Origin of the sequence: Mixta theicola (genome assembly GCF_002895925.1) — a bacterium.
Lineage (GTDB): Bacteria > Pseudomonadota > Gammaproteobacteria > Enterobacterales > Enterobacteriaceae > Mixta > Mixta theicola.
Window position 1 is genome coordinate 217,327 of sequence record NZ_NWUO01000007.1, and the last position, 22,740, is coordinate 240,066.

Below are 22,740 nucleotides of genomic sequence, written 5' to 3' on the forward strand. Positions count from 1 at the left end.
CTGCTGGCCCGATAGTTTAGTGAACGACGGTGTAATAAAGATCGGAATCACACTTTATCGTTTGGATTAAGGGCCTCTGTCAACCGTTGTTGCAGCTTATGGCGCAAATTGGCGCTCAGCGCCCGGCGCTCGTTATCGGCCAGAATAAACAGGTCCTCGACCCGCTCGCCGATGGTGCTGATGCGCGCGCCGTGCAGCGAAATGCCCAAATCGGCAAAAACTTCGCCTACCTGCGCCAGCAGGCCGGGACGATCGAGCGCGATCAGCTCAAGCCAGGTGCGACGTTCGTTAAAAGAAGGCAGAAAACGCACCTCGGTATCGACGTTAAAGTGTTTCAGCTTGGCCGACTGGCGGCGGGTGCGCAGCGGCGTCCAGCTGGTTTGCGTAATCGCCTGTTCCAGCGCCTGGATAATCATCTGGTGACGATCCGCCGCCAACGGGCTGCCGTCCGGCTCCAGCACGATAAAGGTATCCATCGCCATACCGTCGCGGCTGGTAAAGATCTGCGCATCATGCACGCTGAGATTACGGCGATCCAGCTCTCCCGCAACGGCGGCGAACAGATAGGGCCGGTCCGGGCTCCAGATAAAGATCTCGGTGCCGCCGCGCGTCGCCTGCGGGCTGACCAATACCAGCGGCTTGTGCAAGTCGTGGTTCATCAAATGACGCGCATGCCAGGCCAGCTGGTTAGGCGTATGGCGCAGGAAATAGTCGGCGCGACAGCGGCTCCAGATTTGGTGCAGCGCCTCTTCATTAATGTTGTCCATGCGCAGCAGGGCTAACGCCTGCAGACGATGATGGCGCACGCGTTCGCGCAGGTCGGGCGAGTTTTCCATCCCGCGTCGCAGCTGTTTTTCCGTAGCGAAAAACAGTTCGCGCAACAGGCTCTGTTTCCAGCTATTCCACAGCGTTTCGTTGGTGGCGCAAATATCCGCCACCGTCAGGCAGACCAGATAGCGCAGGCGATTTTCATTCTGGATCACCTCAGCGAACTGCTGGATAACCGTCGGATCCTGAATATCGCGGCGCTGAGCGGTAACCGACATCAGCAGGTGATAGCGCACCAGCCAGGCAACCAGCTGCGCCTCGCGTGAGTTCAGGCCGTGCAGCTCGGCAAAGGCCAGCACATCCTGCGCGCCGAGAATGGAGTGGTCGCCGCCGCGGCCTTTGGCAATATCGTGAAACAGCGCCGCCAGCAGCAGCAGCTCCGGCTGCGGCAGACGCGGCCACAGCTCAACGCAAAGCGGATGGCGCGAGCGGGTCTCTTCGCTGGCGAAGCTTTCCAGCTTTTGCAGTACGCGAATGGTGTGTTCATCCACCGTGTAAGCATGAAACAGATCGAACTGCATCTGCCCGACGATTTTACTCCACTGCGGCATATAGGCGGACAGAACGCTGTGACGATGCATCGGCACCAGCGCCCGGCTGACCGCGCCCGGATGGCGCAAAATGGCGAAAAAGTAACGCCGGGCCTCCGGCAGGTTACAGAGCGGCTGCTGCAAATTACGGCGCGCATAGCGCAGCTGACGCAGCGTGGACGAGTAGATGCCTTTGATATTTTCATTGCGCACCATCACCCAGAACATACGCATAATCGCTTCCGGCTGGCGGCTGAACAGCGCATCATCGCGTAAATCGATCAGGCTGCCGCGCAGCTGAAAATCTTCATCAATCGGCTGCGGCTTATCGGTTTCGTCCAGCGCCAGAATCGCATCGTCAAACAGTTGAAGCAGCATCTGATTCAGTTCGCCAATGCGCCGCGTAACGCGGAAAAAGTCCTTCATCATCCGCTCGACCGGTTCGTTACCCTCGCCCTGGTAATCCAGGCATTGCGCGACGGTGAGCTGGCGATCGAACAGCAGGCGGTTATCGTAGCGGGGCAGGGTAAGGTGCAGGGCGAAACGGATGCGCCAGAGAAATGCCTGACATTCGTTCAGCTCATTGCGCTCCGCTTCGGTGAGGAAACCGAAGCCGACCATCTCGTCCAGCGACGTGGCGCCGAAGTGGCGGCGCGCCACCCACAGCAGCGTATGAATATCGCGCAGGCCGCCGGGGCTGCTTTTAATATCCGGCTCCAGATTATAGCTGGTACCGTGATAGCGTTTATGTCGCTCCTGCTGCTCGGCGATTTTGGCGGCGTAAAAGTGCGAGGAGGGCCAGAAGCCGTCGCTGAAAATGTGCTTTTGCAGCTCAAGAAACAGCGCCACGTCGCCAACCAGCATACGAGATTCAATCAGGTTGGTGGCGACGGTTAAATCAGCAAGCCCTTCCAGCAGGCACTCTTCCAGCGTGCGCACGCTATGGCCAACCTCCAGCTTAAGATCCCACAGCAGCGTTAACAGTTTGCTGGCCTGCGCCGCCGCCTGTTCGTTTAGCGGTTTGCGGCTAAGGATCAGCAGGTCAATGTCAGAAAGCGGATGCAGCTCGCCGCGACCAAAGCCGCCTACCGCGACCAGCGAAATGCCATCGCACGCCTCAAAGCCGTAAAAACGCCACAGGCGACGCAGCAAAGTATCAATACACAGCGTTCGGGCATCGATCAATGTCGCGACATCTTCCCCGGCGTCAAACGCGGCGGCAAGATGCTGCTGGAAGCGTTCAAGATGCTGCTTTAGCAGCTCGCGCGTGAGCTGCGTATCGTCCCAGCCTGACGCGGATTCGGCCAGGCCACTTATTACTTCATCGGTCACGCCATTGCGCATTGAAGAGTTGCTCCGCTTTCGCCATAAAAAAAGCCGACGTGAAGTCGGCTTTCGTTAAACCTCGGTCAGGCGGGTGTCGCGCCCTCAGGCTTCGTTTACCAGCACTGCCGGAATGGTGTCATCTTTACGCAAAGTAAGAATCTCACAGCCGTTTTCCGTCACCACAATAGTATGCTCATACTGTGCCGACAAGCTGCGATCTTTGGTTTTTACCGTCCAGCCATCTTTCATGCTGCGGATGCGGTAATCGCCGGCGTTCACCATCGGTTCAACGGTAAAAGTCATGCCCGGCTGCAGCACAACGCCGCCGTCGTCGGCATCATAATGCAGCACCTGCGGCTCTTCATGAAAGCCTTTGCCGATACCGTGTCCGCAATATTCACGCACGACGGAAAAATCCTGCGCTTCGACGAATTTCTGAATCTCGCGGCCCAGCGTGCGCAGGCGAATGCCCGGCTTCACCAGACGCAGCGCCAGATAGAGGCTTTCCTGAGTAATGCGGCACAGACGCTCGCCCTGAATGGTCGGTTTGCCGACGAGATACATTTTCGAGGTATCGCCGTGATATTCGTCTTTAATCACCGTCACGTCGATATTGACGATATCGCCATCTTTCAGCAGTTTGTCGTCGCTGGGGATACCGTGACAAACCACGTCATTAACGGAGATACAGACTGATTTCGGGAAGCCGTGATAGCCGAGGCTGGCAGAAACGGCGTGCTGCGTATTCACGATATAATCGTGGCAAAGGCGATCGAGTTCACCGGTGGAAACGCCTGGTTTTACGTAAGGCTCGATCATCTCCAGCACTTCAGCGGCAAGACGTCCCGCCACGCGCATTTTTTCGATTTCTTCTGAGGTTTTAATTGAAATTGTCATTAATTTTATCCGCAGTTGCCGTCATTTTCGACAATAATAGAGCAAGTGGTGCCATGTTAGCAGGTCGGCCAGTGGGCTGCCACTGAGCGTTTATCGACTGCTGACGGTAATGGTCATCATTACGCAATGGCAGCGGCATATCATGCGCTGCGAAAACGACGCGAACAATTATTGGCGTCAAATCGTGCTTTATGGTATAAAGCGCGCCGACGATTCTAAGTAAGGCCAAAAGCCCTGCTGGGAACGCATAAATCTCATTATGTGTAAACAACACACACATATCGGCACATGCGCCGGGGTGCCTTTCGAGGTCGGTTGCATGGGATATGTGGAGGCCCAACCCCAAACTTACTACAGAGGTAATCATGGCAACTGTTTCCATGCGCGACATGCTCAAGGCTGGTGTTCACTTCGGTCACCAGACCCGTTACTGGAACCCGAAAATGAAGCCGTTCATCTTCGGTGCGCGTAACAAAGTTCACATCATCAACCTTGAAAAAACCGTACCGATGTTCAACGACGCTCTGGCTGAACTGAACAAAATCGCTTCCCGTAAAGGTAAGATCCTGTTTGTCGGTACTAAGCGCGCTGCCAGCGAAGCGATTAAAGAATCTGCTCTGAGCTGCGACCAGTTCTTCGTAAACCATCGCTGGTTGGGTGGTATGCTGACTAACTGGAAAACCGTTCGTCAGTCAATCAAACGTCTGAAAGATCTGGAAACTCAGTCTCAGGACGGCACTTTCGACAAACTGACCAAAAAAGAAGCGCTGATGCGTACTCGTGAACTGGCCAAGCTGGAAAACAGCCTGGGCGGTATCAAAGACATGGGCGGTCTGCCGGACGCACTGTTCGTGATCGATGCTGACCACGAGCACATCGCAATCAAAGAAGCAAACAACCTGGGTATCCCGGTATTTGCTATCGTTGATACCAACTCCGATCCGGATGGCGTTGATTACATTATCCCTGGTAACGACGATGCGATCCGTGCTGTTAGCCTGTACCTGACTGCTGTAGCGACCACCGTTCGCGAAGGCCGCTCTCAGGATCTGGCTGAGCAGGCAGAAGAAGCTTCTTTAGAGAACGCTTAATAAGGTTTGCTCTGTACAGAGCCCTTATCATTCAGATGTGATCTGTAAGGGGCCGATTATGGCCCCTTTATTTTTTTAACCGCGGTCCGGCGCCTGGCCTGGCTGCGAAGTACTCCTGCTAACAGAAGCTGTTGACCCGCGGCAGGTAAAGCGGGGCAAGCAGGCAACAGACAACTGAGGAAGAGAGAATGGCTGATATTACCGCTGCTCTGGTAAAAGAACTGCGCGAGCGTACTGGCGCTGGCATGATGGAATGTAAAAAAGCGCTGGTTGAAGCCAATGGCGACATCGAACTGGCGATTGACAACATGCGTAAATCTGGTCAGGCAAAAGCGGCGAAGAAATCTGGTCGCGTCGCTGCTGAAGGCGTTATCCTGGCTGAAGTCGCTGGCAACACCGGCGTGATCGTTGAACTGAACTGCGAAACTGACTTCGTAGCGAAAGACGCAGGCTTCCTGGCTTTCGGTAAAGAAGTTATCGCTGCCGCTACCGCTGATCGCATCGCTGATATCGATGTACTGAAAGCGAAATTCGAAGATCAGCGTACCGCGCTGGTGGCGAAAATCGGTGAAAACATCAACATCCGTCGCGTTGCTATCCTGGAAGGCGAGATGGTTGGTTCTTACCTGCACGGCGCACGTATCGGCGTTCTGGTTTCTGCAACCGGCGCTGATGAAGAGCTGGTTAAACACGTTGCTATGCACGTTGCAGCAAGCAAGCCGGAATATGTTAAGCCGGAAGACGTACCGTCTGACGTGGTTGAGCGTGAGCATCAAATCCAGCTGGACATCGCCATGCAGTCTGGCAAACCGCGCGAAATCGCCGAGAAAATGGTTCAGGGTCGTATGAACAAGTTCACCGGTGAAGTTTCTCTGACCGGTCAGAGCTTCGTAATGGATCCGAGCAAAACCGTTGGTCAGCTGCTGAAAGAGAAAGGCGCCGACGTGATTAACTTTATCCGCTTCGAAGTGGGTGAAGGCATTGAGAAAGTCGAAAGCGACTTCGCTGCAGAAGTAGCGGCCATGTCTAAGCAGTCTTAATGGTCCCAAAAGAACCGCCAATCGGCGGTTCTTTTTTGTCTGGGATCTTCAACATTTTTCAGTCTCATCCCAATAGCTTTCCCAACCGGCTAAGCGGATGATAGTTCGGATTTAACTCTTCATTATTTTCATGATAGCTTCCAGGAAAAAACGACCATGGCTACCAATGCAAAACCTGTTTATCAACGTATCCTGCTAAAACTAAGTGGCGAAGCGCTGCAGGGCGCCGAAGGTTTCGGCATCGACGCGAGCGTGCTCGATCGCATGGCTCAGGAAATTAAAGAGCTGGTGGAGCTGGGTATTCAGGTTGGCGTCGTTATTGGTGGGGGTAACCTGTTCCGCGGCGCGGGCCTGGCTCAGGCGGGAATGAATCGCGTTGTCGGCGATCATATGGGCATGCTGGCTACCGTAATGAACGGCCTGGCGATGCGTGATGCGCTGCACCGCGCCTATGTGAACGCGCGTCTGATGTCAGCGATTCCGCTTAACGGCGTGTGCGATAACTACAGCTGGGCGGAAGCCATTAGCCTGCTGCGTAATAATCGCGTTGTTATTTTCTCTGCCGGTACCGGTAATCCTTTCTTTACCACTGATTCTGCAGCCTGCCTGCGCGGTATTGAAATCGAAGCCGATGTGGTACTGAAAGCCACCAAAGTCGACGGCGTTTATTCTGCCGATCCGGTAAAAACGCCGGATGCCACGCTGTACGATCAGCTTTCCTATCAGGAAGTGCTGGAGCGTGAGCTGAAAGTGATGGATTTGGCCGCCTTTACCCTGGCGCGCGACCATCAGCTGCCGATTCGCGTCTTCAATATGAATAAGCCGGGCGCCCTGCGTCGTGTGGTGATGGGTGAAAAAGAAGGCACCCTGATTACGCATTAATATCCGTCACGGCGTAAAATAAGGTATATTCTGTCTGCGCGGCGTAAATAAGCGACGCGCACCGTGCAGGATTATCGACGAATTTTACCGTTTCCTGACACGTAGCCGTGGCAGGTCAAACAGAATCCAAGGGTTACAACGTGATTAACGACATCAAAAAAGATGCCGACACGCGCATGGAAAAATGCGTTGAGGCGTTCAAAAATAACATCGGCAAAGTACGCACTGGCCGCGCATCTCCAGCGCTTCTCGACGGTATCGTAGTTGAGTATTACGGTACGCCGACTCCGCTGCGCCAGCTGGCCAACGTTACCGTCGAAGACTCACGCACGCTGAAGATCAACGTGTTTGACCGCTCCCTGAGCCAGGCCGTTGAGAAAGCGATTATGTCGTCCGATCTCGGCCTCAATCCGAGCTCAGCCGGCACTGATATTCGCGTGCCGCTGCCAGCGTTAACGGAAGAGCGTCGTAAAGATCTGATCAAGGTCGTGCGCGGCGAAGCCGAACAGGGCCGGGTTTCCGTGCGTAATGTGCGTCGTGATGCCAACGACAAAATTAAAGCGCTGCTGAAAGATAAAGCGATCGGCGAAGATGAAGAGCGTCGTGCGCAGGATGAAATCCAGAAAATGACCGACGCGTATATCAAGAAAGTTGATGCCGCGCTGGCTGAAAAAGAAACGGAGCTGATGGATTTCTAATTCCATCCCGCTCCGGTAAAACGCCGTCCACAGCGTACAGCTTACGCTGTTTGACGGCGTTTTGTTTTGTCCCACCCTTATTGGCGCACTGGCGCATTTCTCTGTAGCGCCGTGTCCGAATTTTCTACACAGAGCGGCCTCATGAAGCAATTAACCATTCTCGGCTCTACCGGATCGATTGGCACCAATACGCTGGCAGTGGTGCAGGCAAACCCCCATCTGTATGCGGTTAAAGCGCTGGTCGCCGGATATAACGTCGATCTGATGACCGAGCAGTGCCTGCGTTTCCGTCCGGCCTTTGCCGCGATGGCGGATGACGCCTGCGCGCATCAGCTGCGTCAGCGCCTTAGCGAGTTGGGCGTTAATACGGAGGTGATGGCTGGCGAAGAGGCCGCGTGTCAGCTGGCGGCGTTGGACGATGTCGATCAGGTTATGGCGGCGATTGTCGGCGCGGCGGGGCTGCTGCCCACGCTGGCCGCGATTCGCGCCGGAAAAACCGTGCTGCTGGCGAATAAAGAGTCGCTTGTCACGTGCGGCCGTTTATTTATGGAGGCGGTGAGCGCCAGCGGCGCGCGATTGCTGCCGGTTGATAGCGAGCATAATGCCATTTTTCAGAGTTTACCGGCTTCCATCCAGCAACAGTTAGGATACGCTAACCTACAGGAAAACGGCATAGAGTCGATTATCCTTACGGGATCGGGTGGACCGTTTCGTGACACGCCGCTGTCGGCACTGGCAACCGTTACGCCGGAGCAGGCCTGCGCGCATCCGAACTGGTCGATGGGACGAAAAATCTCCGTCGACTCCGCCACCATGATGAATAAAGGCCTGGAATACATTGAAGCCCGCTGGCTGTTTAATGCAACCGATGCGCAGATGGAAGTCATTCTGCACCCGCAGTCGGTCATTCATTCTATGGTGCGTTATCGCGATGGCAGCGTACTGGCGCAGTTGGGATCGCCAGATATGCGTACGCCGATCGCCCATACGATGGCCTGGCCGCAGCGTGTAGAAGCAGGCGTAACGCCGCTCGATTTTACCCGCATGAAGGCGTTAACCTTCGCCGAACCTGATTTTAATCGCTATCCCTGTCTGAAGCTGGCTATGGATGCGTGTGAACAGGGGCAGGCGGCGACCACCGCGCTCAATGCGGCAAATGAAATTGCGGTCGCCGCGTTTCTTCATGGTCAGATTCGCTTTACCGATATTGCCGCGCTTAATGCAGCGGTATTGGCATCGCTTCATCACGGCGAACCACAGAGCGTGGAGGCAGTGTTGGCCATTGATAGCGAGTCGCGTCGTGCCGCTCAGGCGCTGCTGCCGCGTTTCGCTAAGGCCGGGTAATTCGCCAATTTGCGTGGTCGCTATTTGTGAGCCTGGGTTGAAACTGGTATAGTCCCCGGCTCCCGTTTCGCATTTACACACAGCCAAAGCGGTGAACAGAGCCGTGGTTGTCACGGCTTTTTTTTGCAGCCGCACGGGAAATGTATTCAGAAGCCGCTGTATTTCTGATGAAAGGAAATGAACACGCGTTATGTCGTCCGAAACTCAAATAACAACCGATGACCAGCAGCGGACAGGCCCGCGTCATGTGGCCATCATCATGGATGGCAACGGCCGCTGGGCGAAAAATCAGGGTAAACTCCGTGTTTCCGGTCACAAAGCGGGAGTAAAGTCGGTGCGTCGCGCCGTAAGCTTTGCCGTGAGTAATAAACTGGAAGCACTCACGCTTTATGCCTTCAGTAGCGAAAACTGGTCCCGTCCGGCGCAGGAAGTCGTTGCGCTGATGGAGCTGTTTGTCTGGGCGCTTGATAGCGAAGTAAAAAGCCTGCACAAGCACAATGTTCGGTTAAGAATTATTGGCGATATTAGCCGTTTTAATTCACGCTTACAGGAGCGCATTCGTCGCGCTGAGGAACTTACTCAACAAAATGATGGATTAACTCTCAACATTGCCGCGAATTATGGCGGCCGTTGGGATATTATTTACGGCGTAAAAAAGATAGCCGAGCAGGTGCAGGAAGGATTGCTCCGTCCTGACCAAATCGAAGAAACTACGCTGTCCGGATTTCTCTGTATGCATGATTTGGCACCGGTGGATCTGGTAATAAGGACCGGGGGGGAACACCGCATCAGTAACTTCCTGCTGTGGCAAATTGCCTACGCGGAATTTTACTTTACCGATGTTCTCTGGCCTGATTTTGACGAACAAGTTTTTGAAGGTGCAATGAATGCTTTTTCACATCGTGAGCGTCGATTTGGCGGCGCAGCACCTGGCGGCGCCTGAGCGCCCTGGGGGTAACCTTTGCTGAAGTCGCGTCTGATTACAGCGTTCATCCTGATCCCTTTGGTGATCGCTGCGCTTTTCTGGTTACCGCCATCAGGATTTGCCATTACCACACTGGCGGTATGTATGCTGGCCGCATGGGAGTGGGGCCAGCTTGCTGGCTTCACCTCCCGTCTCCAACGCATCTGGCTGGCCGTGCTTTGCGGCCTCCTGCTTGCCGTGATGTTATTTACGCTTCCCCCTTATCAACATGCCGTTCAGCTGCCACAAATAGGCGGTTCGCTTTGGGTTGCGCTGGCGTGGTGGATTGGCGCTCTGCTGCTGGTGCTGCGCTATCCGGCCTCGGCGGGGTTCTGGCGCCATTCGCGCGCGCTGCGTCTGATATTCGGCGTTTTAACCATCGTGCCGTTCTTCTGTGGAATGGTTGCGCTGCGTCAGTATCATTATGATGTGGATCATTTCGCCGGCGCCTGGTGGCTGCTGTATGTGATGATTCTGGTCTGGGGCGCTGACTCCGGGGCCTATATGTTTGGACGTCTGTTCGGCAAACATAAACTGGCGCCAAAGGTCTCGCCGGGCAAAACCTGGGAAGGTTTTTTCGGCGGTCTGCTGACCTCGGCGCTGATTGCATGGCTGTTTGGACTGTGGGCGCCGCTGAGCGTGGCGCCGGGCGTATTGTTAACCTGTTCCGTTATTGCGGCGCTGGCTTCCGTGCTGGGCGATCTCACCGAAAGCATGTTTAAACGCGAGGCGGGCATTAAAGATAGCGGACATCTTATTCCCGGACACGGCGGCATTCTCGATCGCATTGACAGCCTGACGGCGGCGGTGCCGGTTTTCGCCTGTTTGCTGCTGTTAGTATTCAGGGCGCTGTAAGGACAAGACGTTATGCTGAGCTTTATCTGGAGTCTTGCTGCCTTTATCGTTGCGCTGGGTATACTGATTACCGTTCATGAGTTTGGTCACTTCTGGGTAGCGCGTCGCTGCGGCATCAAAGTAGAACGCTTTTCCGTGGGCTTTGGTAAAGCGCTCTGGCGCCGTCGCGACCGCCTCGGCACCGAATATGTTATTGCCTTAATCCCGCTTGGCGGCTACGTCAAAATGCTGGATGAGCGCGTTGAAAGCGTCCCGCCTGAGCTGCGTCATCAATCCTTCAATAATAAAACGGTACTGCAGCGCGCAGCGGTGATTGCCGCCGGTCCCGTCGCTAACTTCCTGTTTGCTATCTTTGCCTACTGGCTGGTCTTTATTCACGGCGTACCTGGCGTGCGTCCGGTTACCGGTGGGATCGTGAGCGGCTCGGTGGCGGCCCAGGCGCAAATTTCGCCCGGTATGGAACTTAAAGCGGTTGATGGTATCGAAACGCCTGACTGGGATGCTGTGCGTATGGCGCTAGTAGGTAAAATCGGTGATGCCGAGGTTACCTTAAGCCTGGCGCCGTTTGGCTCATCACAGCGAGTGGAAAAACGGGTCGATCTGCGCAACTGGCACTTCGAGCCTGATAAGCAGGACCCGGTGGTGGCGTTAGGCATTGAGCCGCGCGGCCCTGAGATTGAAACGGTTCTGGCGGAAGTCCAGGCGCAGTCGCCTGCCAGTGCGGCAGGTTTGCAAGCGGGTGACAGGATCGTTAAAGTCGATGGTCGCCCGCTGGCGGACTGGCGACAGTTCGTGAACCTGGTGCGGGAAAGTCCCGATAAGGCGATTGCGCTGGATGTGGAACGCCAGGGCAACGTTGTCAGCCTTACGCTGACGCCAACCGCAAAGGGTACGGAAGGGTTCGCCGGTGTCGTGCCGCGCGTGCTGCCGTTGCCTGAGGAGTATAAAACGGTGCGCCAGTATGGTCCGTTTGCTGCTATTGGCGAGGCCGGGGAGAAAACCTGGCAGTTAATGAAGCTGACGGTCGGCATGCTTGGTAAACTGATCGCCGGAGATGTTAAGCTGAACAACCTGAGCGGGCCGATTTCTATCGCGCAAGGCGCCGGGATGTCAGCGGAGTATGGGATGATTTATTACCTGATGTTTCTCGCGCTTATCAGCGTGAACCTCGGTATTATTAATCTCTTCCCGTTACCGGTATTAGATGGTGGGCATCTGCTTTTCCTGGCGATTGAAAAAATCAAAGGGAAACCGGTGTCTGAGCGAGTTCAGGACTTCAGTTATCGCATTGGCTCAATTTTGCTGGTGCTATTAATGGGGCTTGCACTATTCAATGATTTCTCTCGCCTGTGATGACCGGAACGTTGTCCAGGCTGGGACGTGTTAGGAAGAACGCATAACAACGATGGCGATGAAAAAGTTGCTCATAGCGTCGCTGCTGTTTAGCAGCGCCACCGTTTACGGTGCAGACGGGTTCGTAGTGAAGGACATTCATTTCGAAGGACTGCAGCGAGTCGCTGTCGGTGCGGCTCTGCTCAGCATGCCGGTGCGTGTTGGTGATACGGTAGACGATGAAGATGTCAGTAATACCATTCGCGCCCTGTTTGCTACCGGGAATTTCGAAGATGTTCAGGTTCTGCGCGACGGCAACACGCTGATCGTTCAGGTGAAAGAGCGTCCCACCATTGCCAGCATCACTTTCTCCGGTAACAAAGCGGTGAAAGATGACATGCTCAAACAAAATCTGGAAGCTTCCGGCGTGCGCGTCGGCGAAGCGCTGGATCGCACCACCATTTCCAGCATCGAGAAAGGGCTGGAAGATTTCTACTACAGCGTGGGTAAATATAGCGCCAGCGTAAAAGCAGTCGTGACTCCGCTGCCGCGCAACCGCGTCGATCTGAAGCTGGTATTCACCGAAGGCGTTTCGGCGAAAATCCAGCAGATTAACGTGGTAGGCAACAAGACCTTTAGCTCTGATGAGCTGATCTCGCGCTTCCAGCTGCGTGATGAGGTGCCGTGGTGGAACCTGGTCGGCGATCGTAAATATCAGAAGCAGAAACTGGCAGGCGATTTAGAAACCTTGCGCAGCTTCTATCTCGATCGCGGCTACGCACGCTTTAATATCGATTCCACGCAGGTCAGCCTGACGCCGGATAAAAAAGGTATTTATATCACCATCAATATTAACGAAGGCGAGCAGTATAAGCTTTCCGGCGTGGTGGTGAACGGCAGCATGGCGGGACACTCCGCCGAGATCGAAAGCCTGGCAAAGGTTGAACCCGGCGAGCTGTATAACGGCACCAAAGTCACCAAAATGGAAGATAATATCAAGCAGCTGTTAGGCCGCTATGGTTATGCCTATCCGCGCGTGGTGACGCAGCCGGAAATTAACGACGCCGATAAAACGGTAAAACTGCATGTGAATGTCGATGCCGGTAACCGTTACTACGTGCGTAAGGTGCGCTTCGAAGGCAACGATACCTCCAAAGATGCCGTGCTGCGTCGTGAGATGCGTCAGATGGAAGGCGCATGGCTGGGCAGCAACCTGGTCGAGCAGGGCAAAGAGCGCCTAAACCGTACCGGCTATTTCGAAACGGTTGATGTCGATACGCAGCGCGTGCCCGGCACGCCGGATCAGGTCGATGTCGTCTATAAGGTGAAAGAGCGTAACACCGGTACCTTTAACTTTGGTATTGGCTACGGCACCGAGAGCGGCGTCAGCTTCCAGGTCGGCGTCACCCAGGATAACTGGCTGGGTACCGGTAACACCGTCGGCATTAGCGGCACCAAAAACGACTATCAGACCTACGCGGAATTCTCCTTAACCGATCCGTACTTTACGGTGGACGGGGTAAGTCTCGGCGGGCGCATCTTCTATAACGACTTTAAAGCGGACGATGCCGACCTTTCTGACTATACCAACAAGAGTTATGGTCTGGATGGCACGCTGGGCTTCCCGGTTAACGAAAACAACACGCTGCGCGTGGGCCTGGGCTATGTGCATAACGATCTGTCGAATATGCAGCCGCAGGTGGCGATGTGGCGTTATCTGGAGTCGGTTGGCCAGCATCCGGATATTTCCGGTCGCAGCGAATATGCCGCCGATGACTTCACCTTCAACTATGGCTGGACGTACAACAACCTCGACCGTGGTTTCTTCCCCACCGCCGGTAACCGTACCAACCTGAACGGTAAAGTGACGGTTCCAGGATCGGATAACAACTTCTATAAAGTCACGCTGGATACGCAGCAGTATATGCCGATCAATAACGATCATACCTGGGTGCTGCTGGGACGTGGCCGCGTCGGTTATGGCGATGGGCTGGGCGGCAAAGAGCTGCCGTTCTATGAGAACTTCTATGCGGGCGGCTCCAGCACGGTACGCGGCTTCCGCTCCAATAACATTGGTCCGAAAGCGGCCTACCTGAACGATAACTCGTCTACCTGTTCCGGTGACCAAAACCTGTGTAAATCGGATGATGCGGTCGGCGGTAACGCGATGGCGGTGGCCAGCATGGAGCTGATCACGCCAACGCCGTTTATTAGCGAGAAGTATGCTAACTCGGTGCGCACTTCGCTGTTCGTCGATGCCGGTACCGTTTGGGATACCCATTGGGAAAACTCCGAGGATAGCCGCGCTGCGGGCATTCCGGATTACAGCGATCCGGGCAATATTCGTATGTCCGCCGGTCTGGCGCTGCAGTGGATGTCGCCGCTGGGCCCGCTGGTGTTCTCTTACGCTCAGCCGTTCAAGAAATATGATGGAGATAAAGCGGAGCAGTTCCAGTTTAACATTGGTAAAACCTGGTAATGCACGCCTCAGGGAAGCATAGCGGTTAAGTATCGCACTGTTCACTGGCCTGAGGGTTGCCCACAGGCCAGGGTATCAGGCAAAACTGTGTCTTTGACACAAACGTTGATGGTAAGGAGTTAATAGTGAAAAAGTTGTTGTGTGCCGCAGGTCTGGGTCTCGCTTTAGCGGTTTCCGCAGGCGCTCAGGCTGCTGATAAAATTGCCGTGGTAAACGTGTCCAGCATTTTCCAACAGTTACCGCAACGTGCCACTGTTGCGAAGCAGCTGGAAAATGAATTTAAAGGCCGTGCTACCGATCTGCAGAGCCAGGAACGCGACCTGCAGGCAAAAATGCAGCGCCTGCAGCGTGATGGCTCCACCATGAAGGCCAGCGAGCGCAGCCGCATGGAAAAAGACATTATGTCTCAGCGCGAAGCGTTCTCTACCAAAGCGCAGGCTTTTGAGCAGGACAATCGTCGTCGTCAGATGGAAGAGCGTAATAAACTGCTGAGCCGTATTCAGGACGCGGTGAAAAAAGTTGCTGATGATGATGGCTACGATGTGGTTATCGATGCTAACGCGGTCGCTTACGCTGCGAATGCCAAAGACATCACTGCCGATGTTCTGAAACAGGTTAAATAATCAATGTCCTCAATTCGACTGGCTGATTTAGCCCAGCAGTTGGATGCAGAATTGCACGGAGATGGCGATATCGCCATCTCCGGCATTGCTTCTATGCACTCCGCCCAAGATGGTCAAATCACTTTTCTCGCCAACAGCCGCTACCGCGAACAGCTTGCCGTATGCCACGCTTCCGCCGTGGTGCTGACACAAGCCGATCTTCCCTGGTGTCACAGCGCCGCGCTGGTGGTTAAAAACCCTTACCTGACCTACGCGCGTATGGCGCAGCTGCTTGATACCACGCCGCAGCCGGCGCAGAATATCGCCCCAGGTGCGGTGATCGACGCCAGCGCTACGCTGGGCAGTCAGGTTTCCATTGGTGCAAATGCGGTAATCGAGTCAGGCGTTGTGCTTGGCGATAACGTTATTATCGGCGCAGGCTGCTTTGTTGGTAAAAATACCCATATTGGCGCCGGTACACGTCTGTGGGCCAACGTAACGATTTATCATGAAATCCGTATTGGCCAGCAGTGCCTGATTCAATCCGGCACGGTGATTGGCGCTGACGGCTTCGGCTATGCCAACGATCGCGGCAACTGGGTGAAAATACCGCAGCTTGGCTCGGTTATTATTGGCGATCGCGTCGAAATTGGCGCCTGTACCACCATCGATCGCGGCGCACTGGATAACACTCAAATTGGTAATGGTGTTATTATTGATAATCAGTGTCAGATTGCACATAACGTAGTGATTGGCGACAATACGGCCGTTGCTGGCGGTGTAATCATGGCGGGTAGCCTGAAAATCGGTCGTTACTGTATGATTGGTGGAGCTAGCGTCATTAACGGACACATGGAAATTTGTGACAAAGTGACGGTAACCGGCATGGGAATGGTGATGCGCCCCATCACCGAACCTGGGGTATACTCTTCAGGCATTCCGTTGCAACCTAATAAAACCTGGCGTAAAACCGCAGCGCTGGTGATGAATATCGATGAAATGAGCAAACGCTTAAAAGCCATTGAGCGTAAAGTCGGCAAAGATGACTAAACGCCCGCTTTATTGAGCGTAAAGTCGGCAAAGACGACTAAACGCCCGCTTTATTGAGCGTAAAGTCGGCAAAGACGGCTTTACGCCCGCTTTATTGAGCGTAAAGTCGGCAAAGACGGCTTTACGCACATCACACGCGGTCCGGCTTTCATAAATAAAACATGCTAAGCAGGGAAGCCAGGCGCCACATAAACTAATTTGCGGCCTGCCGACGATCGTCCGATCGGTGCAGGCCGTGTTATTGATGCCATCAGAATTTTTAGGACAGGAAGAGTATTTTGACTACTGAAACTCATACTCTGAATATTGAAGAGATTTTAGAACTGCTGCCGCACCGTTACCCATTTTTACTGGTCGATCGTGTCCTGGAGTTCGAAGAGCACAAATATCTGCGAGCGGTGAAAAACGTCTCGGTTAACGAACCGTTTTTCCAGGGGCATTTCCCTGGTAAGCCGATTTTCCCGGGCGTTCTGATTCTTGAGGCGATGGCGCAGGCGACAGGTATCCTGGCGTTTAAAAGCGTCGGTAAACTTGAGCCGGGCGAGCTGTATTACTTTGCCGGAATTGACGAAGCGCGCTTTAAGCGTCCGGTCGTACCGGGCGATCAGATGATTATGGAAGTGACGTTCGAAAAAACCCGTCGTGGTCTGACGCGCTTTAAAGGCGTTGCTACCGTTGACGGTAAAATTGTCTGTGAAGCGACCATGATGTGTGCCCGTAGCCGGGAGGCATAATACATGATTGATGCAACTGCCGTAATTCATCCGAGTACTATCGTTGAAGAGGGCGCCGTAATTGGCGCTCGTGTCCACATTGGCCCCTTTTGCTATATCGGTGCGAATGTTGAAATTGGTGAAGGTACCGTTCTGAAATCCCACGTGGTGGTGAACGGACATACCCGCATCGGTAAAGACAATATTATTACCCAGTTCGCCTCTATCGGTGAGGTAAACCAGGACCTGAAATATGCTGGTGAGCCAACGCGTGTTGAAATTGGCGATCGTAACAGCATTCGCGAAAGCGTGACCATCCATCGTGGTACGGTGCAGGGCGGCGGCGTAACCCGCATCGGCAGCGATAACCTGCTGATGGTGAATGCGCATATCGCTCACGACTGCGTCGTTGGCAACCGCTGTATTTTTGCTAATAACGCCACGCTGGGCGGGCACGTTACGGTGGATGACTTTGCCATTATTGGCGGCATGACGGCGGTGCATCAGTTCTGTATTATCGGCGCGCACGTTATGGTGGGCGGCTGTTCCGGCGTAGCGCAGGATGTGCCGCCTTACGTTATCGCGCAGGGCAACCACGCGACGCCGTTTGGTATCAATATTGAAGGGCTGAAACGCCGCGGCTTTGACAAAGAAGCGCTGCATGCTATTCGTGCGGCCTACAAGCTGTTATACCGCAGCGGCAGAACGCTGGATGAAGTGAAGCCGGAGATCGAAGCGCTGGCGGAGAAGCACGCTGAAGTTAAGCCCTTTTACGACTTCTTTGCCCGCTCAACGCGAGGTCTGATTCGTTAACCCATGGCTGCTCGTCCTTTAACGATTGCCCTTGTCGCCGGAGAAACCTCCGGCGATATTCTTGGTGCCGGTTTAATTCGTGCGCTAAAAGCCAGGCATCCTGACGCCCGCTTTGTTGGCGTGGCTGGCCCGCGCATGATGGCGGAAGGCTGTGAAAGCTGGTACGACATGGAAGAGCTGGCGGTGATGGGCATTGTTGAGGTGCTGGGGCGCCTGCCGCGCCTGTTAAAAATCCGTCGTGATTTGACTCGCCGTTTCAGCGCGCTTAAGCCTGACGTTTTTGTCGGCATCGATGCACCCGATTTTAACATTACCCTTGAAGGGCGGCTGAAGCAGCGCGGGATCCGCACTATTCACTACGTCAGCCCTTCGGTATGGGCGTGGCGGCAAAATCGGGTATTCAAAATCGGCCGCGCCACCGATCTGGTGCTGGCCTTCCTGCCGTTCGAAAAAGCGTTTTACGATCGCTTTGACGTTCCCTGCCGTTTTATCGGGCATACCATGGCGGATGCCATGCCGCTTCACCCGGATAAAGCCGCCGCCCGCCGCACGCTGGGAATCGCTGAACCGGCGCTCTGCCTGGCGTTGCTGCCCGGTTCGCGTAAAGCGGAAGTCGAGATGCTCAGCGCGGATTTTCTCAAGACGGCGCAGCGGCTGCGTGAAAAGTGGCCGCAGCTGGAAATCGTGGTGCCGTTGGTTAATGCCCGGCGACGCGAACAGTTTGAGCAGATTAAAGCTGCGGTCGCGCCTGAGCTGCCGGTACATCTGTTGGACGGTCAGGGCCGCGAGGCGATGATCGCCAGCGATGCGGCGCTGCTGGCTTCCGGTACGGCTGCGCTGGAATGTATGCTGGCAAAATGTCCGATGGTTGTGGGTTACCGGATGAAACCCTCCACCTTCTGGCTGGCGCAGCGGCTGGTAAAAACCGACTATGTCTCGCTGCCTAACCTGCTGGCCGGACGCGAGCTGGTGCCGGAGCTGCTGCAGGATGAGTGTCAGCCCGAACGGCTGGCCGCAGCGCTGGAACCCTTGCTGGCGCAGGGCGAAACGCGCGACAGGCTGTTGGCAACCTTTACTGAACTGCACCAGCAGATCCGCTGGAATGCCGATGAACAAGCGGCTCAGGCCGTACTGGAGTTGGCGAATGGCTGAATTTATTTATCCCAACGCGCGCATGATTGCTGGCGTTGATGAAGTTGGACGCGGGCCGCTGGTCGGCGCGGTTGTCACGGCGGCGGTGATCCTCGATCCCGCGCGTCCTGTCGCCGGGCTGGCGGACTCTAAAAAGCTGAGCGAAAAGCGTCGGCTGGCGTTGTACGATGAAATCCGCGAAAAAGCGTTGGCCTGGAGCCTGGGCCGCGCCGAACCGGAAGAGATTGACCAGCTAAACATTTTGCATGCCACTATGCTGGCAATGCAGCGCGCCGTGGCCGCTCTGGCCGTCACTCCTGATTATGTATTGATTGATGGCAATCGCTGCCCTAAGCTGCCGATGCCGTCAACGGCGGTGGTAAAAGGCGACAGCCTGGTGGCGGAAATCAGCGCCGCATCCATTATCGCTAAAGTGACGCGCGACCGTGAAATGGCCGAGCTGGATGCGGTTTTCCCGCAGTACGGCTTTGCACAGCATAAAGGCTATCCCACCGCGCAACATCTGGCGATGTTGACAGAACATGGGGCCACGCCGCACCATCGTCGTAGTTTTGCTCCGGTGCGCAATGCGCTGCTGGACACCGAAGTGACTAATCTCACCGCCGATCGCGCGCGCTAAGCGCAGCTTTGCTGCAGTTAACCGGAAAGAAAAATGGCCGAACCTCGTTTTATTCATCTGCGTATCCACAGCGATTATTCGATGGTCGATGGGCTGGCGAAGACCGGCTCGCTGGTGAAAAAAACAGCGGCCATCGGGATGCCAGCGATGGCAATTACCGACTTTACCAACCTGTGCGGGCTGGTGAAGTTTTACGGTACGGCGCATGGCGCAGGGATTAAACCGATTATTGGCGCTGATTTTCTTGTCGCCTGTGAGCTTATGGGCGATGAGCTGTCGCAGATTACCGTGCTGGCGATGAATAACGTCGGCTACCAAAATCTGACGCTGCTGATTTCACGCGCCTACCAACGCGGCTACGGCCCGGAAGGCCCGACGCTCGATCGTGACTGGCTGGCCGAGCATCAGGAAGGGCTGATTCTGCTCTCTGGCGGACGGCGCGGCGACGTTGGTCGCAGCCTGCTGCGCGGCAATCAGGCGCTGGTGGCGCAGTGTCTGGCTTTTTATCAGCAACACTTTCCCGATCGCTATTATCTGGAGCTGATCCGCACCGGACGCCCGGATGAAGAAAGCTATCTGCATGCCGCCGTCGAGCTGGCAATTGCCGAAGGCATTCCCGTGGTGGCGACGAATGAAGTCTGCTTTATCAATGAGGATGACTTCGACGCGCATGAAATTCGCGTGGCGATCCACGACGGCTATACGCTGGACGATCCCAAACGGCCACGTAATTACAGCCCGCAGCAGTATATGCGCAGCGCTGAAGAGATGTGCGAGCTGTTTTCCGACATCCCGGAAGCGCTGGAAAACAGCGTGGAAATTGCCCGGCGCTGTAACGTAACGGTGCGGCTTGGCGAATACTTCCTGCCGCAGTTCCCTACCGGGGATATGTCTACCGAAGATTTTCTGGTGAAGCGTTCGCGCGAGGGGCTGGAAGAACGCCTTGAATTTCTCTTTCCCGATCCGCAAGTGCGGACGCAGAAACGCGTGGAATACGATGAGCGTCTGGAAATTGAGCTTAACGTTATTAACCAGATGGGCTTCCCTGGCTACTTCCTGATCGTAATGGAATTTATCCAGTGGTCGAAGGATAACGGCATCCCGGTCGGACCGGGACGTGGTTCGGGCGCCGGTTCGCTGGTGGCCTACGCGCTGAAAATTACCGATCTCGATCCGCTGGAATTTGACCTGCTGTTCGAGCGCTTCCTGAACCCGGAACGCGTATCGATGCCCGACTTTGATGTCGATTTCTGTATGGAGAAGCGCGATCAGGTTATTGAGCACGTCGCCGATATGTACGGGCGTGATGCGGTATCGCAGATTATCACCTTCGGTACTATGGCGGCGAAAGCGGTTATCCGCGACGTGGGCCGCGTGCTGGGGCATCCGTATGGCTTCGTTGACCGTATCTCTAAGCTGGTGCCGCCCGATCCGGGCATGACGCTGGAGAAAGCCTTTGCCGCCGAGCCGCAGCTGCCGGAAATCTACGAGGCGGATGAAGAGGTCAGGGCGCTGATCGATATGGCGCGCAAGCTGGAAGGGGTGACGCGCAACGCCGGTAAACATGCCGGCGGCGTGGTGATTGCGCCCACTAAAATTACCGACTTTGCCCCGCTTTACTGTGATGAGCACGGCCAGTATCCGGTAACCCAGTTTGATAAAAACGATGTGGAATATGCCGGGCTGGTGAAATTCGACTTCCTTGGCCTGCGTACCCTGACGATCATCAACTGGGCGCTGGAGATGATTAACGCGCGCCGGGAGAAGCAGGGCGAACCGCCCATCGATATTGCCGCGATTCCGCTGGAAGATAAAATAAGTTTTGATATGCTGCAGCGCGCGGAAACCACGGCGGTGTTCCAGCTTGAATCGCGCGGCATGAAAGACCTGATTAAACGCCTGAAGCCGGACTGCTTTGAAGATATGATCGCGCTGGTGGCGCTGTTCCGTCCGGGCCCGCTGCAGTCGGGCATGGTGGATAACTTCATTGACCGTAAACATGGCCGTGAAGCGATTTCCTATCCGGATATTCAGTGGCAGCATGAAACCCTGAAGCCGGTGCTGGAGCCGACCTACGGCATTATTCTGTATCAGGAACAGGTGATGCAGATTGCCCAGGAGCTGGCGGGCTATACGCTCGGCGGCGCGGATATGCTGCGTCGCGCCATGGGTAAGAAAAAGCCGGAGGAGATGGCCAAGCAGCGTTCCGTGTTTAAAGAGGGCGCGGAAAGCATGGGCATCGACGGCGAGCTGTCGATGAAAATCTTCGACCTGGTGGAAAAATTCGCCGGTTACGGCTTCAATAAATCACACTCCGCCGCCTATGCGCTGGTTTCCTACCAGACGCTGTGGCTGAAGGCGCACTATCCGGCTGAGTTTATGGCGGCGGTGATGACCGCCGATATGGACAACACCGAGAAAGTGGTTGGCCTGGTGGATGAGTGCTGGCGCATGGGCCTGAAGGTGCTGCCGCCGGATATTAACTCCGGCCTTTATCAGTTTCACGTCAATGACGACGGTGAGATCGTGTATGGCATCGGCGCAATCAAAGGCGTCGGCGAAGGCCCGATCGAAGCGATCATTGAAGCACGTAATAAAGATGGTTATTTCCGCGAGCTGTTCGATCTTTGCGCGCGTACCGATCCGAAAAAGATTAACCGTCGGGTGATGGAAAAGCTGATTATGTCCGGCGCTTTCGATCGTCTTGGGCCGCACCGGGCGGCGCTGATGAGTGCGCTGGGCGATGCGCTGAAGGCGGCGGATCAGCATGCGAAAGCGGAAGCGATCGGACAGGCGGATATGTTTGGCGTACTGGCTGAAGAGCCGGAGCAGGTGGAGCAGTCGTACGCCAGTATTACACCGTGGCCGGAACAGGTGCAGCTGGATGGCGAGCGCGAGACGCTCGGTCTCTATCTGACCGGCCATCCGATCAACCAGTACCTGAAAGAAATTGAGCGTTACGTGGGTGGCGTACGTCTGAAAGACATGCACCCAACCGAGCGCGGTAAGGTAATTACCGCGGCCGGTTTGGTGGTGGCGGCCCGCGTTATGGTCACTAAACGCGGTAACCGTATTGGCATCTGCACGCTGGACGATCGTTCTGGTCGTCTGGAAGTGATGTTGTTCACAGATGCACTTGATAAATACCAGCAGCTGCTGGAAAAAGACCGTATCCTGATCGTCAGCGGACAGGTCAGCTTTGATGATTTTAGCGGTGGGCTTAAAATGACCGCTCGCGAAGTTATGGATATTGATGAGGCACGTGAAAAATACGCGCGTGGACTTGCTATCTCGCTGACGGACAGGCAAATTGATGACCAGCTTTTAAACCGTCTCCGTCAGTCTCTGGAACCTCATCGTTCGGGGACGATTCCGGTACATCTCTACTATCAGAGAGCGGATGCGCGGGCTAAGCTGCGTTTTGGCGCAGCGTGGCGCGTATCTCCCTGCGATCGTTTGCTTAATGACCTGCGATCGCTGATAGGATCGGAGCAGGTGGAACTGGAGTTTGACTAAAACAGGAAC

General features: G+C 55.1%; 19 protein-coding genes. 16 read left to right on the forward strand and 3 right to left on the reverse strand.

The features are described 5' to 3' along the window. Positions 1–47: 47 nt before the first annotated feature. The 3 genes from glnD to COO59_RS20935 form a co-directional block, all read right to left on the reverse strand. A complete protein-coding gene (glnD, locus tag COO59_RS11625) occupies positions 48–2,702 on the reverse strand; it encodes a bifunctional uridylyltransferase/uridylyl-removing protein GlnD (RefSeq protein WP_103059947.1) in 2,655 nt (884 codons plus the stop codon). An 84-nt stretch (positions 2,703–2,786) separates the two neighbouring features. Next, entirely contained in the window at positions 2,787–3,581 is a 795-nt protein-coding gene (gene map / locus COO59_RS11630) for a type I methionyl aminopeptidase (protein WP_103059948.1), read from the reverse strand. Continuing rightward, the gene (locus tag COO59_RS20935) at positions 3,565–3,963 is read right to left on the reverse strand and encodes a hypothetical protein (protein ID WP_165786512.1); all 399 of its coding nucleotides are present in this window, start codon (positions 3,961–3,963) and stop codon (positions 3,565–3,567) included. Before COO59_RS20935 ends, map begins: the two co-directional genes overlap by 17 nt. On the opposite strand from COO59_RS20935, the gene rpsB reads away from it, so the two are divergent. The 16 genes from rpsB (at position 3,947) to dnaE (ending at position 22,731) form a co-directional block, all read left to right on the forward strand. After that, a complete protein-coding gene (gene rpsB, locus COO59_RS11640; RefSeq protein WP_165786513.1) occupies positions 3,947–4,672 on the forward strand; it encodes a 30S ribosomal protein S2 in 726 nt (241 codons plus the stop codon). The genes COO59_RS20935 and rpsB overlap by 17 nt on opposite strands. Before the next feature lie 188 nt (positions 4,673–4,860). Beyond that, on the forward strand, positions 4,861–5,712 hold the full coding sequence (tsf, locus tag COO59_RS11645; RefSeq protein ID WP_103059951.1) for a translation elongation factor Ts: 852 nt from the start codon (positions 4,861–4,863) through the stop codon (positions 5,710–5,712). 156 nt (positions 5,713–5,868) lie between these two features. Next, positions 5,869–6,594: a UMP kinase gene (gene pyrH / locus COO59_RS11650; RefSeq protein ID WP_085067919.1), complete on the forward strand. Its 726-nt coding sequence runs from the start codon at positions 5,869–5,871 to the stop codon at positions 6,592–6,594. 140 nt (positions 6,595–6,734) lie between these two features. Next, the gene (gene frr / locus COO59_RS11655; RefSeq protein ID WP_103059952.1) at positions 6,735–7,292 is read left to right on the forward strand and encodes a ribosome recycling factor; all 558 of its coding nucleotides are present in this window, start codon (positions 6,735–6,737) and stop codon (positions 7,290–7,292) included. Between the two features lie 141 nt (positions 7,293–7,433). Further along, positions 7,434–8,636 (forward strand): 1-deoxy-D-xylulose-5-phosphate reductoisomerase, encoded by a 1,203-nt coding sequence (gene ispC / locus COO59_RS11660; protein WP_103059953.1) that lies wholly within the window; start codon positions 7,434–7,436, stop codon positions 8,634–8,636. Positions 8,637–8,826: 190 nt separating this feature from the next. Beyond that, positions 8,827–9,579 (forward strand): (2E,6E)-farnesyl-diphosphate-specific ditrans,polycis-undecaprenyl-diphosphate synthase, encoded by a 753-nt coding sequence (gene ispU, locus COO59_RS11665; RefSeq protein WP_103059954.1) that lies wholly within the window; start codon positions 8,827–8,829, stop codon positions 9,577–9,579. Positions 9,580–9,597: 18 nt separating this feature from the next. Continuing rightward, positions 9,598–10,455 (forward strand): phosphatidate cytidylyltransferase, encoded by an 858-nt coding sequence (cdsA, locus tag COO59_RS11670; RefSeq protein ID WP_103059955.1) that lies wholly within the window; start codon positions 9,598–9,600, stop codon positions 10,453–10,455. A gap of 12 nt (positions 10,456–10,467) precedes the next feature. Beyond that, positions 10,468–11,808, forward strand: a complete 1,341-nt coding sequence (gene rseP / locus COO59_RS11675; protein WP_103059956.1) for a sigma E protease regulator RseP — start codon at positions 10,468–10,470, stop codon at positions 11,806–11,808. A 52-nt stretch (positions 11,809–11,860) separates the two neighbouring features. Then, entirely contained in the window at positions 11,861–14,266 is a 2,406-nt protein-coding gene (bamA, locus tag COO59_RS11680; RefSeq protein ID WP_103059957.1) for an outer membrane protein assembly factor BamA, read from the forward strand. 125 nt (positions 14,267–14,391) lie between these two features. Continuing rightward, a complete protein-coding gene (gene skp, locus COO59_RS11685) occupies positions 14,392–14,889 on the forward strand; it encodes a molecular chaperone Skp (RefSeq protein ID WP_103059958.1) in 498 nt (165 codons plus the stop codon). A gap of 3 nt (positions 14,890–14,892) precedes the next feature. Next, on the forward strand, positions 14,893–15,918 hold the full coding sequence (lpxD, locus tag COO59_RS11690) for a UDP-3-O-(3-hydroxymyristoyl)glucosamine N-acyltransferase (RefSeq protein WP_103059959.1): 1,026 nt from the start codon (positions 14,893–14,895) through the stop codon (positions 15,916–15,918). 278 nt (positions 15,919–16,196) lie between these two features. Next, positions 16,197–16,652, forward strand: coding sequence for a 3-hydroxyacyl-ACP dehydratase FabZ (fabZ, locus tag COO59_RS11695; RefSeq protein WP_038628041.1), 456 nt, complete (start codon positions 16,197–16,199; stop codon positions 16,650–16,652). A gap of 3 nt (positions 16,653–16,655) precedes the next feature. Next, positions 16,656–17,444, forward strand: a complete 789-nt coding sequence (gene lpxA, locus COO59_RS11700; protein WP_103059960.1) for an acyl-ACP--UDP-N-acetylglucosamine O-acyltransferase — start codon at positions 16,656–16,658, stop codon at positions 17,442–17,444. Between the two features lie 3 nt (positions 17,445–17,447). Continuing rightward, positions 17,448–18,596 (forward strand): lipid-A-disaccharide synthase, encoded by a 1,149-nt coding sequence (gene lpxB / locus COO59_RS11705; protein WP_103059961.1) that lies wholly within the window; start codon positions 17,448–17,450, stop codon positions 18,594–18,596. Then, a complete protein-coding gene (gene rnhB, locus COO59_RS11710) occupies positions 18,589–19,215 on the forward strand; it encodes a ribonuclease HII (protein ID WP_103059962.1) in 627 nt (208 codons plus the stop codon). Before lpxB ends, rnhB begins: the two co-directional genes overlap by 8 nt. A gap of 33 nt (positions 19,216–19,248) precedes the next feature. Then, positions 19,249–22,731 (forward strand): DNA polymerase III subunit alpha, encoded by a 3,483-nt coding sequence (gene dnaE / locus COO59_RS11715; RefSeq protein WP_103059963.1) that lies wholly within the window; start codon positions 19,249–19,251, stop codon positions 22,729–22,731. The last annotated feature ends 9 nt before the right edge of the window (positions 22,732–22,740 follow it).

Bases quoted from the DNA above. Each gene is read 5' to 3' on its own strand.
- lpxD (WP_103059959.1), top strand. From the start codon at position 14,893: ATGTCCTCAATTCGACTGGCTGATTTAGCCCAGCAGTTGGATGCAGAA.
- COO59_RS20935 (WP_165786512.1), bottom strand. From the start codon at position 3,963: ATGGAAACAGTTGCCATGATTACCTCTGTAGTAAGTTTGGGGTTGGGC.
- rpsB (WP_165786513.1), top strand. From the start codon at position 3,947: ATGGCAACTGTTTCCATGCGCGACATGCTCAAGGCTGGTGTTCACTTC.
- map (WP_103059948.1), bottom strand. From the start codon at position 3,581: ATGACAATTTCAATTAAAACCTCAGAAGAAATCGAAAAAATGCGCGTG.
- tsf (WP_103059951.1), top strand. From the start codon at position 4,861: ATGGCTGATATTACCGCTGCTCTGGTAAAAGAACTGCGCGAGCGTACT.
- rseP (WP_103059956.1), top strand. From the start codon at position 10,468: ATGCTGAGCTTTATCTGGAGTCTTGCTGCCTTTATCGTTGCGCTGGGT.
- glnD (WP_103059947.1), bottom strand. From the start codon at position 2,702: ATGCGCAATGGCGTGACCGATGAAGTAATAAGTGGCCTGGCCGAATCC.
- bamA (WP_103059957.1), top strand. From the start codon at position 11,861: ATGGCGATGAAAAAGTTGCTCATAGCGTCGCTGCTGTTTAGCAGCGCC.
- lpxB (WP_103059961.1), top strand. From the start codon at position 17,448: ATGGCTGCTCGTCCTTTAACGATTGCCCTTGTCGCCGGAGAAACCTCC.
- rnhB (WP_103059962.1), top strand. From the start codon at position 18,589: ATGGCTGAATTTATTTATCCCAACGCGCGCATGATTGCTGGCGTTGAT.
- pyrH (WP_085067919.1), top strand. From the start codon at position 5,869: ATGGCTACCAATGCAAAACCTGTTTATCAACGTATCCTGCTAAAACTA.
- ispC (WP_103059953.1), top strand. From the start codon at position 7,434: ATGAAGCAATTAACCATTCTCGGCTCTACCGGATCGATTGGCACCAAT.
- lpxA (WP_103059960.1), top strand. From the start codon at position 16,656: ATGATTGATGCAACTGCCGTAATTCATCCGAGTACTATCGTTGAAGAG.
- ispU (WP_103059954.1), top strand. From the start codon at position 8,827: ATGTCGTCCGAAACTCAAATAACAACCGATGACCAGCAGCGGACAGGC.
- dnaE (WP_103059963.1), top strand. From the start codon at position 19,249: ATGGCCGAACCTCGTTTTATTCATCTGCGTATCCACAGCGATTATTCG.